The sequence below is a fragment of the Janthinobacterium sp. B9-8 genome, assembly GCF_000969645.2.
GTDB lineage: Bacteria > Pseudomonadota > Gammaproteobacteria > Burkholderiales > Chitinibacteraceae > Iodobacter.
The window spans coordinates 2,185,570-2,200,671 of the sequence record NZ_CP014222.1; the positions used below are offsets into that span (position 1 = coordinate 2,185,570).

The following is a 15,102-nucleotide window of genomic DNA, read 5'->3' on the forward strand; positions in this document are numbered from 1 at the left end:
CAATCCTTTTAAAACTAAAGCTGCGTAAGTTTTTGCAGCATTTCATCAGATGTTTTAATCGCCTTCGAGTTAATCTCAAAAGAGCGCTGAGCCTGAATCATATTAATCAGCTCTTCAGTCACATTCACGTTCGACGTTTCTACATAGCCCTGATTAAGCGCGCCCAAGCCATTAGTGCCCGGCGTACCGACCGTTGGCGCACCCGAGGCGGTGGTTTCCATATACAAATTTTCCCCAACCGATTGCAAGCCGGGCGGGTTAATAAAAGTAGCCAGCTGAATATTGCCCAGCTGCACTGGGGCCGCGCCATCATTATTCACAATGGCTGTAACCGTACCATCTTTAGCGATCGTCAACTTAGTCGTGCCGGTTGGCACTTGCAAAGCAGGCTGCAAAGCATAGCCACTGGATGTCACCACCGCGCCCTGGCTATCTACTTGAAAAGAGCCATCGCGGGTATAGGCCGTTGTGCCATCGGGCATGGAAATCTGCAAAAAACCCTGGCCATTAATCGCCACATCCAACGTGCCGTCAGTCAGCTGCAAATTACCCTGCATATGAATACGCGCAGTTGCCACTGGCCGCACCCCGGTTCCTAACTGCAAGCCAGTAGGCTGCTGGGTTTGCGCGCTGGTCGAGCCGCCGGGTTGGCGTAAATTCTGGTAAAGCAAATCTTCAAACACCGCACGTTCGCGCTTATAGCCATTGGTGCTGACGTTGGCCAAGTTATGCGAGATAACATCGACATTCATCTGCATGGCATCCATGCCGGTTTTAGCAATCCACAGCGAGCGCATCATGATGCGTACTTCCTATTATTTTTAGTTTGATATGCGATGGTGCGCACTAGGCAGCACCACGCTTTTTTTAATCTGTGAAACACGCTGTTTAATAAATTTTTCTATGAGCGACTTGAAATCCAATCAACCTGTCAGCGTTAATAGCTGCGAGGCACTTTTTGCATTTTGATCGACGGTTTGCATCATTTTAATTTGCAAATCGTATTGGCGCTGCGCGCTAATCATTTGCACTAATTGATCTACCGGGTTCACATTACTCACTTCCAGTGATTCTGAAGCAAGTTTTACGCCAACATCCGCCTGCGCCACTTCGCCATTTCTTTGGCGAAACAAACCATCACTGCCTTTTTCCAGCTCGCTTTCAACGGGGTTGACCAATTTTAGCCGGCCAATTTCTACTGCCTGAGCTGGGTTATCAAACGGTGCACCATTGATCGTGCCATCTTTTGCAATGGTAATACGCGTATTTTCTGGAATAGTCAGCGGGCCATTTTCACCCTGCACTACCAAGCCACTACGCGTTTTTAAGAGGCCTGCCGCATCAATTTCAAAGCCGCCATTGCGGGTATAAGCCTCCCCTGTTGGCGTTTGCACGGCCAGCCAGCCCTCGCCATTGACCGCCACATCTAAAGCACGGCCTGTTTGCTGCACAATACCGGGAGTAAAATCAGCGCCCGTAGTCTGCTCCACCACATAAGCACGGCTAGGTACACCTATGCCGCCAATCACCGGTACCGCACGGGCAGCGGTGAGCTCTGCCCTAAAACCCGGCGTGGCTACATTAGCTAAATTATTAGCGACAGACGCTTGCCTTAGCATAGTTTGCTTGGCACCCGTCATCGCTACATAGAACATTCGATCCATTGATTTTCACTTTTCATGTAAGGCGGCAAAAACGCGGGTTGCACCCGCCCTACAAATTATTAACGCAGATTTACAATCGTTTGCAAGATAGTGTCTTGTGCTTTAATCGTTTGCGCATTGGCCTGATAAGTACGCTGTGCGGTAATCAAATTAACCAGCTCCCCGGTGAGATCAACGTTTGCATCTTCCACCGAAGCCGATTGCAAAGCCCCCAGATCACTAGTACCTGGATCATTGGTTCTGGGCTGGCCCGAGGTAAAGGTTTCTGCCCAACGATTGTCGCCTAAGTTTTGTAAACCCTGCACGTTTGCAAAGTTAGTTAAAGTGACTTGCCCTACCGACCTGGACTGACCATTTGAATACTTACCTTGCACAACGCCATCGCGGTTTACCGAAATGCCGGTCAAAGTACCATCAGGGTAACCATCTTGCTGAATAGAATTCACCCCAAAAGGGCTGCCATACTGGCTGGTACCATCCAGAGAAACGTGAAATGCAAAGGGTGTTGTTGCGCCAGAGGTCAGCACGGTTGAAAACGCTAAGGGCGTATTACTCACTAATTTACCATTCGAATCAAAAGTCACATCAGGGTAAGGCAAGCCAGCCACATTAGGCACAGAAACCAGATCGCTATCAAAACGTGTACGCACTTCCCAAGTATTAGGTGCCGTCTTGGTAAAATACATGGTGAGATTGTGTTCAACACCTTGCGAATCATAGACTTTTGCCGAAGTTGAATTCGTAAATGTCTTAGGATCTGCTGGATTAAGCGCCCCTACATAATTAGTGGCCAATGGGTTGGTTCTGTCTTTTGCTAACTGGCTGGCATCTAAATTCATACCCAGAGAAAGACCTGCACTTACACCGCCGCCTGCTACCTCAGTCCAGCCTGTGGTTTTAGCACCGATATTGCCCACTGATAACTGCAAAGGAGAAGGTGTGCCACCTTTTTTCAAGGTATTGGCATCAATATCATAGGGCCAGCCAGTGAGCTTTTTACCGCTGGCACCTACGATATAGCCATCTTTATCCACTTGAAACTGGCCATTACGGGTGTAGCTCACCGAAATATCGTCAACCATGCGAAAAAAACCATTCCCTGTAATCGCAATATCCAGCGGATTACTGGTTGAGGTGATATTCCCCTGGCCAAACTGTTGAGTGACCGCAGCAGTGCGCCCACCCATCCCGGTAATCGTCGAGGAGGTAGCGAAAGAATTAGCATACATATCAGCGAATTCACTTCGGGACTGTTTAAAACCAACAGTACTGGAGTTGGCAATATTATTACCAATTGCGTCCAGGCTCTTGGACGACACACTCAAACCACTCAAGCCCTGCTGGAAACCCATAACCTTACCCTCAAATTGTTCTATTCCACGACTAACAGCCCGGCTGATTTAACAGCAAACTAGCGCTAGCGGATTTGTTTCACATCACCAAACGCCACTGTTGTCTGGTTGGATAGCATGACATTCACACCAGTTTTTGCCAGCTCAACGCTACTTGCTGTTTGCCAGGTCAGGGTATTTAAAGCAATTTCCTTGCCATCTTGCACGCCGCGCGCAGAAATAAAATAATCGCCAGCTGGAGCCTTCTCACCGTTTTCTAACTTACCATCCCAAAGTACACCCGCAGCACCGGCAGCTTGTTGGGGCAACGTAAGGTTGTCTACCACAGCACCGTTTTTATCTGTGATCGTCACTTTAATATTGCTCACGCCCGCAGGCAGATCCACTCTGGCATCGGCCGATTTTGTGCCATCAAATTTCATTTGATTACCAACAGTCAGCACTTCTTTACCAATCAAGGCCGCTGCTTGGAAGCTTTGCGCCGAAGCAAAACTCGCCATCATAGACTGCATGGTGGTATTGAGTTTTTCGATGCCGGTCACGCTGCTGATCTGCGCCATCTGGCTGGTGGTTGCTGCGTTATCCATCGGATTCATTGGATCCTGGCTCTGCAACTGCTTGACCAGCAACTTAAGAAAACGATCTTGCTGCTGATCTGCAGCAGAGGCCTTGTTCTCTGTTTTTTTATTAATTGCCGAATAATCAGTCGTCGAATTAATCGTTGTGCGGGGAACCATGATGCGTCTCCAGAGCGTTTATCAAGACTGACCGAGCGCTAACGTGCGCAGCAGCAGGGTTTTGGCCGTATTCATCACATCGGCATTGGTTTGATACGAGCGTGACGCTGAAATCATATTAGCCATTTCTTCAACCACGCTCACATTAGGCATCGCTACATAGCCATTGGTATCGGCCAGCACATTTTTAGGGTCATAAACAAGCTTAGGCGGTGATTGATCTTCGATCACGTCGCTTACCTGCACGCCCACTGCCCCTTTTCCGCCGCCTGCAATCGGAGCCGATTGAAACACCACCTGCTTGGCACGATAAGGCTGGCCATTTGAGCTGGTAATCGATTCTGCATTAGCCAAATTAGACGCCACCGTATTCAAACGCGTGGTTTGCGCATGCATTGCAGAAGAAGCAATATCAAACACCCTAAACATCGACATGATTTAATCCTTTATTGGCCCGTTAGCGCAGTGCGCATGCCTTCAATCCGCTTTTGCATAAACGTAACCCCAGCCTGATAACGAATGGCATTATCGGAAAACGCGGCCATTTCTGCATTCATATCCACCGTATTGCCATCAATACCTGATTGTCTTGGATTACGGTAAAGCAAAGCTCTTGATAAGGGATCAACGCTGTCTTTAGGCTGCAAATGACGCGGATCCGTACTTTGTAAGGGCTTAACTGGATTTTTTTGCAGGGCGGCTTCAAACGATTTTTTAAAATCAAAATCGCGCGCCTTGTAGCCTGGCGTATCGTTATTAGCGATATTTGAAGCCAAAACTTCCTGCCGCTGGCTGCGCAGCGACAACGCCGTTGCTTGCGGGCGGAAGTAATCGTCCAAACGTCCTAACATAGCCAAACTCCTTATTTGATCCCAGCCACACAATACGCGGCTTCACACTATCTGTAAGCAGGAAGCGTGCCAAGCAAAAAGCCCGCATTCAGCGGGCTTCAGAAGGAAATCAGGCAAGGCTTCGGCAATTATTGCCGCCTTATAATGCAACATCAGTAAAAAAACACGCGCAGACAATAACCCGAAAAAACGTTTACTTCTTATTTTTCACCTATTACTGCAGCATGCCGCTGCCGCTCGGCACTCATGCCAACAGCATTGGCACGTAAAGCCTCTCCATAGCTCTGAGCACTTATTTACCCTTGTTGATAGCGCTGAGCCTAAAAGTTGCGCCTGACGAATCACCCCGCAGCGCTCAATGGCGCCGCCATTGGCATTGGCCACAGGTAAAACAATCGGCAGACCAAGCAGTGATTTAAGCTCTAAAGCTCTAAAGCACCATCGGGTGACAAGCAATCGATCTGATAACGGTAAGCCTGATTAATCCCCTCGCTGCCCGTCACACGCTGAGGCAAAAGCTGCTCGCCCCAAGCTGCACCATCACCTAATTAGAAGAGAAACAAGACGCTGATCTTGATTAAAAGCGGCTGCGAATGAGGCGAGCAAATCTGTGGTGCTCATAGCAACAACCCACTGATGGCTGAAACCACAACATTACACCACGCTTTGCGCTTACGCACTCCATGATTATACATAGCATGGCGATATGTAAGTTAAACCACTTACCCATATTTCGGTAATGGGTAATTGCATACCGCAGCGACAAAAGGCGACCGGGCACCAGCAGCGATCCAGCACTCTTAATTGGAGCAGTTACACACGTCTTTTAGTGCGTCTTTCTATTCGGGCAGGCATCACACACTTTCGTACACTCTATTTTATCGAGCGATTGACTCAAAGCACAGACAGAGCGTCGGCAAGCGACAAAACGCACGTTTTCTTCATGAGCCAGATCGCGATAGGCGCGCATCACATTGTGGCTTAAAAAATCAGTAAACAAAATCAGTAGATCAGCGCCTTTTAAGCTGGCTGGTTTACGCTGATGTGCTGCATTACGGCCTGAAACGTGTTTATGCACCTTAATGCCATAGCTCGATAAAAGATCAGGAATATTGCCCAGTACATCTGCGCCAACCAAATATGCATTCATGATTAATACCCTAGGTGAGTGAATAAATTCATTCTCCTATAGTTGATAATGATTATCAATAGCATTTTTATTACAAGCTACATGTAAGCAAATAGTCCTTCCTTAGTCCCTCCTCCAAGCCAAGGTCATAGACTGTCATGCTCTTTAAAAAAATCTAAATAAATCATCTAAATAAAGATGATTTATTTCATACAATCATTTGAAAACTGGCCATTCCAAGCAAGAAAATGCTCAAAAATTGGGTTACCTTAGTTGTAAACATAAGGTAAACAACTTATGAAAATGAGGGTTTATTAAGCTGTTTTCACGCTAAATACAACACCTTCAAAGTAATTCATCATCCAACCCGATAAATTAATGTTGCACTGCGATAAGATCAAAAGCGGTCTTATTGACACAGACCAACACTAAGCCCGACATAAGCCTCCATTGTTTGCCTATTGCCCCATCTATAACCATGAGGAAACAGACATGCTGATTGCCATTCCCGCCGAAGCTTATCCTGGGGAATTCCGGGTCGCTGCCACGCCGGAGACGATAAAAAAACTGATCAAAGCCGGGCATACAGTCAGAGTAGAAAGTAAGGCAGGCTTGCACGCCGCCATTAGCGATGCCGCCTATACCGAGGCTGGCGCAGAAATAGCATCGAACCCGGAAGCGCTTTATCAAGGCGCCCAACTTATTCTTAAAGTTCGTGCGCCCCAAATGCATGAACTTCCGCTCCTGCCCGACCATGCAGCCCTTATCGCTCTGTTTGATATTCATCGCTACGCCCACCTGGATGCGCTCAGCAGCAAGCACATCAGCGCCTATGCCTTAGAGCTGGTGCCGCGCATTACCCGCGCCCAGTCTATGGATGTTTTATCGTCCCAAGCCAATATTGCAGGCTATAGAGCGGTGCTGCTGGCCACGCAATACTATCCACGATTTATGCCGATGCTGATGACCGCCGCTGGCACAGTTAAACCCGCTCGTGTATTGATTTTGGGCGCGGGCGTGGCTGGCTTACAAGCCATCGCCACCGCCAAGCGGCTCGGTGCGATTGTAGAAGTCTTTGATGTGCGCCCAGCCACCCGTGAACAGGTGGAATCCTTGGGCGGCAAGTTTATTGAAGTGCCGTTAAATGATGCCGAAAAAGCCGCCGCAGAAACTGCAGGGGGTTATGCCCGCGAGATGTCGGAAGACTACAAGCTGCGCCAAAGCGCGCTGATTGATCAACAAGCCCGACTTGCCGACATCATCATCAGCACAGCACAGATCCCTGGCAAAGCTGCGCCGGTATTGATCCCCGCAAACACTGTACTCGGCATGAAAGCAGGCTCGGTGATTATTGATCTGGCCGTGGATAGCGGTGGCAACTGCCCCTTATCCAAGGGCGGCGAAGTGGTGCATAGCGAAAACGGCGTGATTATTGTGGGGCACGGCAATCTGGCTAGCTTGCTAGCGGCAGATGCATCTGCGTTGTATGCCCGCAATATGCTGACTTTCCTCAGCCTTTTGCAAGATGCAGAGGGCGCTTATGCCCCGCACTTTGACGATGAAATCATCAAAGCCACGCTGATTAGCCATCAGGGCGAGCCTTTATTTGGCCAAGCGCCTACGCCCGCACACAACGTGACTCAAGCTCAAGCCGCTTGATGTAAATCCTGCCTAGCACTGCGGCGGGTTTCACCCGCCCTACAAATGACTTAAGGAGTACGCGATGTTTATTGAATCTGCCTCTGCCGTTGCAGAAGCAAGCAGCCACGCGCTGGCGGCTGATCCTTTTATTGGCAGCCTGACTATTTTTATTCTGGCTATTTTTGTGGGTTATCACGTCGTCTGGAATGTGACGCCTGCCTTACATACCCCGCTCATGGCGGTGACTAACGCGATCAGCGGCATTATCGTCGTCGGGGCCATGCTGCAAGTGGTGGATATCAATGCACAAGTCATCAGCGTGACCAGCATCTTGGGGGCGGTCGCGATTTTTCTGGCCAGTATTAATATCTTTGGCGGCTTTTTAGTCACGCAACGCATGCTAGCGATGTTTAAAAGGAAGGCCAAATAATGCAAAACTTCACCGCCATCCTTTATTTAGTTTCCGCCGTGCTGTTTATCTTATCGCTTAAAGGCCTGTCTTCACCCCTCTCGGCAAGACGCGGCAATTTATTCGGCATGCTCGGCATGGCGATTGCCATCGTCACGTCGTTCTTTGTGGCCGATAAACCGGTGATTTGGTTGATTTTAGCCGCCATGTCGGCAGGTGCCGTGGTCGGCGCTTACAAAGCCCGTACCGTCGCCATGACCGCCATGCCCGAGCTAGTTGCCGCCATGCATTCATTAGTCGGCTTATCTGCCGTCTTGATTGCTGTTGCGGCGATTTTCCATCTGGGCGTTAGCCACAGCAGCATTCAAAAAATCGAGCTATTTATTGGCGCATTTATTGGTGCCATCACCTTTAGCGCCTCGGTGATTGCCTACGGCAAGCTATCGGGAAAATTTGGCGCAAGGGCGATTAACTTTAAAGGCCAGCATGGTTTAAATCTGGTACTCGCCCTTGCCATGCTGGGCTTTGGCACGCTATATGTGGTGAGCGATAGCCAATCTTCCTTTCTGATCATGGTAGGGATTGCACTGGCGCTGGGTGTACTACTGATTATTCCCATTGGTGGTGCAGACATGCCCGTCGTGGTGTCGATGCTCAATTCCTATTCAGGCTGGGCGGCGGCAGGGATTGGCTTTACGCTCAATAATCCGGTGCTAATTATTGCCGGAGCCTGCGTCGGCGCATCGGGAGCGATTTTGTCCTATATCATGTGCAAAGCCATGAATCGCTCGATTATCTCGGTGCTTTTAGGCGGCTTTGGTGCAGCTGTGGTGGCTAACGGGCCAGCGGGCTCTGCGCAAAAAAACTATCGCACCGGTAGCGCGGATGATGCCGCTTTTCTGATGGAAAACGCAGAAAAAGTCATCATTGTGCCAGGCTACGGCCTAGCCGTTTCTCGTGCCCAACATGCTTTGCAAGAGCTGAGTGATTTGCTTACCGCGCGCGGCGTAGACGTTCGCTACGCCATTCACCCTGTGGCTGGCCGCATGCCAGGGCATATGAATGTGCTGCTCGCAGAAGCCGAAGTGCCTTACGACAAAGTGGTGGAGATGGAAGAAATCAACAGCGAGTTTTCTACCGCCGATGTGGTACTGATTATTGGCGCAAATGATGTGGTCAACCCTGCAGCTAAAAACGATCCGGCCAGCCCGATTTACGGCATGCCGATTTTAGAAGCCTATAAAGCCAAAACAGTGATGGTGGTCAAACGCTCGATGAACGCAGGCTACGCCGGGCTAGATAACGATTTGTTTTATATGGACAGAACCATGATGGTGTTTGGCGACGCTAAAAAGGTCGTTGAGCAGATGTTGCAGGCGGTGCATTAAGCGATTGCGAGGTATTGAAATACTTCGCAATTTTCAGTTTTAAGCTTCGTCAGCCAAACCTTGAACCACAGAATAAAACGAGGACACAGAGTGCCACAACCGCTTAAGCCTCATTTCTCTCTGTGCTCTCTGTGTCATCGAGGGTTCAAGGTTTAGCTCTCTATCAAGGCAAGCTGAAGAATCTTGTTAATCAGAAACCACTAACCAGCAAATAAAAACGGCCCAGAAAATCATCTGGGCCGTTTTTTTGTAACGCTCAAACCATCAAACCGTCACAGGCTTATCCAAAACCGGCGCAGGTTGAGCCACTCCTTCTGGCTCTGCCTCTTCCGGTAAGACATCCTGCTCTTCGCCCAGCTCGTTTTCCCATTTGCAAACCACACCGGTTGCCACGGCATTGCCGAGTACATTGGTAGCGGAACGGCCCATATCTAGGAAGTGATCTACACCGAGGATCAGCAAGAGACCCGCTTCAGGAATATTAAACTGTGACAGGGTTGCGGCAATCACCACCAAAGAAGCACGTGGTACGCCGGCCATGCCTTTTGATGTCAGCATCAAAATCAGCAACATCATGATTTGTTGCATCAGTGTCAGCTCAATGCCGTAAGCCTGAGCAATAAACAAAGTGGCAAAGGTGCAATACATCATCGAGCCATCAAGGTTAAACGAGTAACCAATTGGCAAGACAAAACTGGATATTTTCTTATTACAGCCAAATTTTTCCAGCTGCTCGAGCGTTTGCGGATAAGCCGCTTCGCTGCTTGCCGTGGTAAAGGCCAACAAGATTGCCCCGCGAATGCGGCGCAACAGACCAAATACACGCGTTCTCAGGAAAACAAAGCCCAGTAAAGTAATCACGCACCACAGAGCAAAAATACTTGCGTAAAAACCGACCACAAACTTGCCATAGACCGCCAGCACTTCAATCCCCTCCTTGGCAATCACGGCAGCCATCGCGGCAAAAACGGCCACGGGTGCAAAATTCATGATGTAGGTGGTGATTTTAAGCATGACATGCGCAACCACGTCGATCACATCAATCAAGGGTGTGGCCCGCTCGCCCAAAGCCGCGCCTGCTACACCAAAGAACAGAGAGAACACTACGATTTGCAGAATTTCATTCTTTGCCATTGCATCAAAAATGCTGGTTGGGAAAGCATGATGCAAAAAGTCTTTTAAATTCATTGCCCCTTTTGCGATACCGCTTTCGGCGCCAACTGCAGGTAAAGCCAAGTTCAGGCCAACACCCGGCTCCAGCACGGTCACCATCACCAAACCCAATACTAATGATGTAAGCGACATAAACATAAACCAGCCCATGGTCTTTAAACCAATCCGGCCAATTGCACCGCTATCACCCATTCTGGCAATACCCACCACCAGGGTCGAAAACACCAGTGGCGCAATAATCATTTTGATAAGACGTAGAAAAATATCACTGAGCAGCGATATGTAAGAGGCAAAAGAAACAAGGGATGCAGAATTATCCGCATATTGATTCACTGCATAGCCACAGATAATCCCCAGCACCATGGCGAGGATAATAAACAAGGTTAAATTTTTAGACTGCATAAAAGCCCTTTGTACTCTTACTAAGTAAACCAGTACAAAAACGGAGCACCACGGGAGTATATAAAACCCATGGTTTGATGCCCCCACCTTTTGAAGAGGTAGAAATGAGCGACCCCATTTAGATCTGAAACTTACTTAATTTTCTATTTTTAATCGGTGAAACGTTCTCATTCTCACCATGCGTCTTAAATTTCACGCCATTACACCGCAAGTCTTACTTGCACGCATGTGCAATATTTACATAGAGAGAAGTTAAGCGGCCGTTTCAGGCAATTCAATCCTACTGAAACATGCCGCCAAAACACTTATACAGACTGGGCTTTTAGCCAGTGCCAAAGCATTTTATGGGAAGGAAAAAATTGCTTATACAAACCCAGCAGCGTTACACACCCGATCAGAGCCAATACCAGCCAGGGCAAGCTTGGCATATTTAAGCTACGTGCATGATCCAGCAAAAAACCACCGCCGGTATAGCCAAACAGCCCGCCTACAGCCAGCCCCATACGCCCCATGCCCATATAGCTGGCGCGTGCTTTTGGCTGCGCATAGCTGGCTAACAAGGCCTCTCTGGCAGGCTCTGTAATTAAAGTGCCCAAATAGAAAAATGCCAGTACCACAAAAGCGCCCACAACCCCAGTGACCAAGACCATTGCGGCCATACTAACCGTCATCAACGTAATGCCTGCCAAGACCCGCACTTGTAAGCTAAAGTAGCGCTCCCCCAAGCGGGCCAGAGGATAAAGTAAGCACAATGCAAGCATAGCATCAAGGGTATACATCCAGCCCACGGCTTGCGCAGTGCCTGCTAACTGCTTTATCACCACTGGCAGGAGCAACATAATCTGCACACAGAGCACGTAATAGCCGCTCAAGGTAAACACAAACAAGAGAAAAGGTTTATCCGCCAAAACCACACGAATCGCCGTTAATGCTGCCGTACGTTTGGCCGCCACGCGATAAGCAGGCAAAAGTACCGCGTTGACCAGAGCAGCCAAAACAAATACCGCAGCCCCTCCCATCGCCACCCAGTAAAAATCAAAAGCCAGCAACCACGATCCAAACAAAGCCCCCACCATGGCTGCGGCACTCTCCTGCATCATCAGCAGCGAATAAAAACGATTGCGCTCATGCGGGCGAGTCAGCTTAATAATCAGAGCGCTCCTTGGCGGATCAAACAAAGTGCCACCAAGACCTGATAAAACACAGGAAAAAACCAAAATACTAGGATGAGTCGCCAGCGCCATCACCGCAAAGCCAGCGGCGCGCAGCAACATGCCAGACACAATTAATGGCTTGGCCCCAAAGCGATCCGCTAAAGAGCCGCCCAACAGGCCCAAGCCCTGCTGCGACAATTGCCTTATCCCCAAAGCCAGCCCCACTGCCGCAGCGGCCCAACCCAACTGATCGACAAAATGCAGGCTAATCAGTGGAAAAACCAGAAAAAAACCGCAAACAACCAACATATTGTCCAGCATAATAAAACGCCGCCCCAGCCGCCTTGCCCGCTCTGCCCCAGCCATTTTGCATCTCCCTTCATGATTAATGCATATTCTCAACTGTGGCCAGTTATTATAGAAGCCGTGAACTGCTAATATTTAATATGGATTTTACTTATGGCTCTGAATATTGATGATTTGCAATTACTGATCGATATTGTGGCCTGTGGCAGCTTTAGTCAGGCAGCAGCAAGGCGCAGCTGGTCTCAGCCCCAAGTCAGCCAACGCGTCAGCTTGCTCGAAGCCGATATTGGCGCGCAATTATTTCAACGCCACCGCCGAGGCGTGATTCCCACCGCGGCTTGCCTGTCTTTTTTGCCCGCTGTACAAGAAGCACTGGCCGCGCTGGAAGCAGGCAGAACAGCCATCCAGGGCGCACCAGCCCTACCCAGAATGACGCTCGCCTGCATGCCCTCTTTAGCTTCTGTGGTATTTGGCCCTATCTTGGTGGCCCTTGCCAAAGCACCGATGGAAATCCGCTGCAGCACCGATCACTCGCAAACCATTATGGAAAACCTGCTCAGCGGCAAGGCGCAGCTGGGCTTTATCATCAAATGCCCCGCCGTGGCTGGCATCCAAATGGAGCGCATCTGGCGATCGCCGATTATTGCCGTAGTGCATAAACGCCACCCTCTGGCCAAATCTGGCCAGCTAGTACTAACCGATATCGCCAACGAGCAATTAGCACCACAGTTTTGGGGTGATGGCTGTGATCAGCTGATTAGCCAGCTACGCAGCTTACGTAGCGTAAGCGGCCCCATTCACGCCATTCAGCCCGCCAGCGCCGCGCGTGAAATGGCAATGGAGCATGGTTTTTTAACTTTTATGCCCGAAGTGGCCGTAAAACGGGATTTACGCGAAGGGCGGCTGATTAAGCTAAACATCAGCGATTTGCCGCTTTGGGAATGGGAAGTGATGATGGCCTGGCGTAGCGGCAAGCGTGCAGATATAAGCAAGCAGCGGGTGATTGATACGGTCAGGGCGATGGCGCCAGATTGGGCCTAAGCCGCTAAATTAACCTAGACAGCACAGGCCCCACTATTATTTTTCAACAGCAAGACGTATTTTTTCTATATCTACGGTGTTTAAATACTTTGGAATATTGGTCCACATTGAATGATAGCCATAAGCCCCATTCATTAATTCCTCCAAAGCCTGCTCTTTGCTCCAGCCCTGATAAAGAATGCGGTACATGGCCGAAATCAAACCGGTACGATCAGCACCATGTAGGCAATGCAATAAAACAGGCGCCTCTGCCTGTTTTATTGCACGTAAAACAGCAATCACGTCTTTATCTTCAATATCCCAGGTATTCATCGGCACACGAACAGATTTCAGGCTTGTATTCTTTAATATTTTTTGATCAGAATGAAAAGCCCGCAAACTCACCACCGTTTTCACACCTAAAGACTGAATCAAGGCCACATCTTTAACATCCAGCTGAGCGCTGCGATAAAACTCGGGTGTTACCCTGAATAAATTGACCGAATGCTCAATAGGCGTCGCCCACTCGGCTTTACGTGCTGGCTCCACAGCATAGGCAGGCAAAACCAATAACATCACCATCAATAATTTAAATACCGCATTGAACATTACTCAGCCTTTCTTAAAAGAAAAATAAAATTTATGGCCGTTGGGCCAACACCGTATCAAGCACCTGCTGGCCTGCGGCAGGCCGCCCCAAAGCGCGTGCTTTTATGCTCATTTCAGCAAGCTTGGCAGGGTTGTCTAATAAATACCGAATCCGATACTCCAAAGTCACCGCATCAAATGCCTTCAAGGCCACACCTTGCTCTAGTAAGAAATCCGCATTGCGCTCTTCCTGCCCCGGAATCGGTGCATTCACAATCATCGGCAACCCCATCGCCAGGCATTCAGAAGTAGTCAGGCCACCGGGCTTAGTCACCACCAAATCCGCACATACCATCAGCCGCTCTACTTTATCGGTAAAGCCTTGTGGTAAAACGCGGCCCGAATAGCGCAGAGACAATGCCTGCAATGCCGCCAAAGCCGCCTCATTTTTACCCGCCATCGCGATCAGCTGAAAATCTCCTTCCATTGCCAATAACCTTGCCGCAATCGCATCCAGGCTACCCAAGCCTGCACCGCCGCCCATTAATAAAATGGTCGTGCGTTTGCCATCTAAGCCAAACTCGGCAGCGCATTGCTCGCGGCTGGCTACAGCAGTAAAACTTGGCATAATTGGTATGCCTGTTACGCTAATTTTTTCAGCTGCAATGCCTTGCGCCTGCATGCGGAAAGCCACCTCATCATTTGCAGCAAAATACCCTGCCATCCCCTCGTGTACCCACATTCGGTGCAAATCAAAATCAGTCACCTGCACCCACACAGGGCAATTTAATACTTCTTTTTTGAGCTGCCTGGATAAAATCTCGGCGGGCAAAAAATGAGTGCAAATAATGGCATCCGGGTTAAATGCCGTTATTTCTTTTAATAGTGCACGCGCATTCATCCGCTCTAGTTTTTGCCGCAATTTTTCTATTGAGCTGTCAACCTGAGCATCATTGCTAAAGTTATATAAATATCCCCATAGCGCAGGTGCTTTATTCACCAATTTAATATAAAAATCGGTATATATTTTTCTAAACCCTGCCGTTACATATTGCATCACATCTAAATGCAGCACTTCCAGATGGGCATCGCCGATATTTGCATAAGCGCGAATGGCCTCAGCCGCACGCACATGCCCGGCACCAGCAGAAACACTCAGTAATAATATTTTTTGCATAGGTTTAAGAAACACTGATTAAAAAAACAGAATAACGAGCATAGCACTTTAAAAGTACTGCTGCGAATAATCACTACACTCTATAAAAAAAGTGAAATTAAAGAAAAACCA

At 48.9% G+C, this 15,102-nt stretch carries 15 protein-coding genes; 4 read left to right on the plus strand and 11 right to left on the minus strand.

The genetic code is table 11. The annotated features are described in order from the left end of the window. Window positions 1-14: 14 nt before the first annotated feature. The 7 genes from flgG to VN23_RS09835 all read right to left on the minus strand — a co-directional run bounded on the left by flgG (window position 15) and on the right by VN23_RS09835 (window position 5,754). Window positions 15-800, minus strand: a complete 786-nt coding sequence (gene flgG, locus VN23_RS09805) for a flagellar basal-body rod protein FlgG (protein WP_046351274.1) — start codon at window positions 798-800, stop codon at window positions 15-17. Between the two features lie 123 nt (window positions 801-923). Next, window positions 924-1,664 carry a flagellar basal-body rod protein FlgF gene (gene flgF, locus VN23_RS09810; RefSeq protein ID WP_046351273.1) on the minus strand — a complete coding sequence of 247 codons (741 nt, stop codon included), beginning with the start codon at window positions 1,662-1,664 and terminating at the stop codon, window positions 924-926. Window positions 1,665-1,723: 59 nt separating this feature from the next. Continuing rightward, window positions 1,724-3,016, minus strand: a complete 1,293-nt coding sequence (gene flgE / locus VN23_RS09815) for a flagellar hook protein FlgE (RefSeq protein ID WP_046351272.1) — start codon at window positions 3,014-3,016, stop codon at window positions 1,724-1,726. Window positions 3,017-3,081: 65 nt separating this feature from the next. Further along, window positions 3,082-3,753, minus strand: coding sequence for a flagellar hook assembly protein FlgD (locus VN23_RS09820; protein WP_046351271.1), 672 nt, complete (start codon window positions 3,751-3,753; stop codon window positions 3,082-3,084). A gap of 21 nt (window positions 3,754-3,774) precedes the next feature. Next, window positions 3,775-4,188, minus strand: a complete 414-nt coding sequence (gene flgC, locus VN23_RS09825) for a flagellar basal body rod protein FlgC (protein WP_046351270.1) — start codon at window positions 4,186-4,188, stop codon at window positions 3,775-3,777. An 11-nt stretch (window positions 4,189-4,199) separates the two neighbouring features. Further along, the gene (gene flgB / locus VN23_RS09830; protein WP_046351269.1) at window positions 4,200-4,604 is read right to left on the minus strand and encodes a flagellar basal body rod protein FlgB; all 405 of its coding nucleotides are present in this window, start codon (window positions 4,602-4,604) and stop codon (window positions 4,200-4,202) included. 826 nt (window positions 4,605-5,430) lie between these two features. Next, entirely contained in the window at window positions 5,431-5,754 is a 324-nt protein-coding gene (locus tag VN23_RS09835; protein WP_046351268.1) for a DUF2325 domain-containing protein, read from the minus strand. A gap of 471 nt (window positions 5,755-6,225) precedes the next feature. On the opposite strand from VN23_RS09835, the gene VN23_RS09840 reads away from it, so the two are divergent. The 3 genes from VN23_RS09840 (at window position 6,226) to VN23_RS09850 (ending at window position 9,171) form a co-directional block, all read left to right on the plus strand. Further along, on the plus strand, window positions 6,226-7,392 hold the full coding sequence (locus VN23_RS09840; protein WP_046351267.1) for a Re/Si-specific NAD(P)(+) transhydrogenase subunit alpha: 1,167 nt from the start codon (window positions 6,226-6,228) through the stop codon (window positions 7,390-7,392). 64 nt (window positions 7,393-7,456) lie between these two features. Beyond that, window positions 7,457-7,804, plus strand: coding sequence for a proton-translocating transhydrogenase family protein (locus tag VN23_RS09845; RefSeq protein ID WP_046351266.1), 348 nt, complete (start codon window positions 7,457-7,459; stop codon window positions 7,802-7,804). Continuing rightward, window positions 7,804-9,171 (plus strand): NAD(P)(+) transhydrogenase (Re/Si-specific) subunit beta, encoded by a 1,368-nt coding sequence (locus tag VN23_RS09850; RefSeq protein ID WP_046351265.1) that lies wholly within the window; start codon window positions 7,804-7,806, stop codon window positions 9,169-9,171. The genes VN23_RS09845 and VN23_RS09850 overlap by 1 nt, the downstream gene beginning before the upstream one ends. Window positions 9,172-9,435: 264 nt before the next feature. On the opposite strand, the gene VN23_RS09855 is transcribed toward VN23_RS09850, so the two are convergent. Both VN23_RS09855 and mdtH read right to left on the minus strand, forming a co-directional pair. After that, window positions 9,436-10,746 carry a dicarboxylate/amino acid:cation symporter gene (locus VN23_RS09855; RefSeq protein WP_046351264.1) on the minus strand — a complete coding sequence of 437 codons (1,311 nt, stop codon included), beginning with the start codon at window positions 10,744-10,746 and terminating at the stop codon, window positions 9,436-9,438. Window positions 10,747-11,051: 305 nt separating this feature from the next. Beyond that, a complete protein-coding gene (gene mdtH / locus VN23_RS09860; protein ID WP_046351263.1) occupies window positions 11,052-12,266 on the minus strand; it encodes a multidrug efflux MFS transporter MdtH in 1,215 nt (404 codons plus the stop codon). A gap of 93 nt (window positions 12,267-12,359) precedes the next feature. Here mdtH and VN23_RS09865 point away from each other — a divergent pair, with 93 nt between their 5' ends. Next, window positions 12,360-13,247 carry a LysR family transcriptional regulator gene (locus VN23_RS09865; RefSeq protein ID WP_046351262.1) on the plus strand — a complete coding sequence of 296 codons (888 nt, stop codon included), beginning with the start codon at window positions 12,360-12,362 and terminating at the stop codon, window positions 13,245-13,247. A 36-nt stretch (window positions 13,248-13,283) separates the two neighbouring features. On the opposite strand, the gene VN23_RS09870 is transcribed toward VN23_RS09865, so the two are convergent. Together VN23_RS09870 and VN23_RS09875 are read right to left on the minus strand one after the other, a co-directional pair. After that, window positions 13,284-13,835 carry a dual specificity protein phosphatase family protein gene (locus VN23_RS09870; protein WP_046351261.1) on the minus strand — a complete coding sequence of 184 codons (552 nt, stop codon included), beginning with the start codon at window positions 13,833-13,835 and terminating at the stop codon, window positions 13,284-13,286. 31 nt (window positions 13,836-13,866) lie between these two features. Continuing rightward, window positions 13,867-14,991: an MGDG synthase family glycosyltransferase gene (locus tag VN23_RS09875; protein ID WP_046351260.1), complete on the minus strand. Its 1,125-nt coding sequence runs from the start codon at window positions 14,989-14,991 to the stop codon at window positions 13,867-13,869. Between the last annotated feature and the right edge of the window lie 111 nt (window positions 14,992-15,102).

Excerpts from the sequence above, each read along its gene's own strand:
- VN23_RS09875 (WP_046351260.1), bottom strand. The coding sequence starts at position 14,991 with ATGCAAAAAATATTATTACTGAGTGTTTCTGCTGGTGCCGGGCATGTG.
- flgE (WP_046351272.1), bottom strand. The coding sequence starts at position 3,016 with ATGGGTTTCCAGCAGGGCTTGAGTGGTTTGAGTGTGTCGTCCAAGAGC.
- VN23_RS09850 (WP_046351265.1), top strand. The coding sequence starts at position 7,804 with ATGCAAAACTTCACCGCCATCCTTTATTTAGTTTCCGCCGTGCTGTTT.
- VN23_RS09865 (WP_046351262.1), top strand. The coding sequence starts at position 12,360 with ATGGCTCTGAATATTGATGATTTGCAATTACTGATCGATATTGTGGCC.
- VN23_RS09840 (WP_046351267.1), top strand. The coding sequence starts at position 6,226 with ATGCTGATTGCCATTCCCGCCGAAGCTTATCCTGGGGAATTCCGGGTC.
- VN23_RS09870 (WP_046351261.1), bottom strand. The coding sequence starts at position 13,835 with ATGTTCAATGCGGTATTTAAATTATTGATGGTGATGTTATTGGTTTTG.
- VN23_RS09835 (WP_046351268.1), bottom strand. The coding sequence starts at position 5,754 with ATGAATGCATATTTGGTTGGCGCAGATGTACTGGGCAATATTCCTGAT.
- VN23_RS09820 (WP_046351271.1), bottom strand. The coding sequence starts at position 3,753 with ATGGTTCCCCGCACAACGATTAATTCGACGACTGATTATTCGGCAATT.
- VN23_RS09845 (WP_046351266.1), top strand. The coding sequence starts at position 7,457 with ATGTTTATTGAATCTGCCTCTGCCGTTGCAGAAGCAAGCAGCCACGCG.
- VN23_RS09855 (WP_046351264.1), bottom strand. The coding sequence starts at position 10,746 with ATGCAGTCTAAAAATTTAACCTTGTTTATTATCCTCGCCATGGTGCTG.
- flgC (WP_046351270.1), bottom strand. The coding sequence starts at position 4,188 with ATGTCGATGTTTAGGGTGTTTGATATTGCTTCTTCTGCAATGCATGCG.
- flgF (WP_046351273.1), bottom strand. The coding sequence starts at position 1,664 with ATGGATCGAATGTTCTATGTAGCGATGACGGGTGCCAAGCAAACTATG.
- mdtH (WP_046351263.1), bottom strand. The coding sequence starts at position 12,266 with ATGGCTGGGGCAGAGCGGGCAAGGCGGCTGGGGCGGCGTTTTATTATG.
- flgB (WP_046351269.1), bottom strand. The coding sequence starts at position 4,604 with ATGTTAGGACGTTTGGACGATTACTTCCGCCCGCAAGCAACGGCGTTG.
- flgG (WP_046351274.1), bottom strand. The coding sequence starts at position 800 with ATGATGCGCTCGCTGTGGATTGCTAAAACCGGCATGGATGCCATGCAG.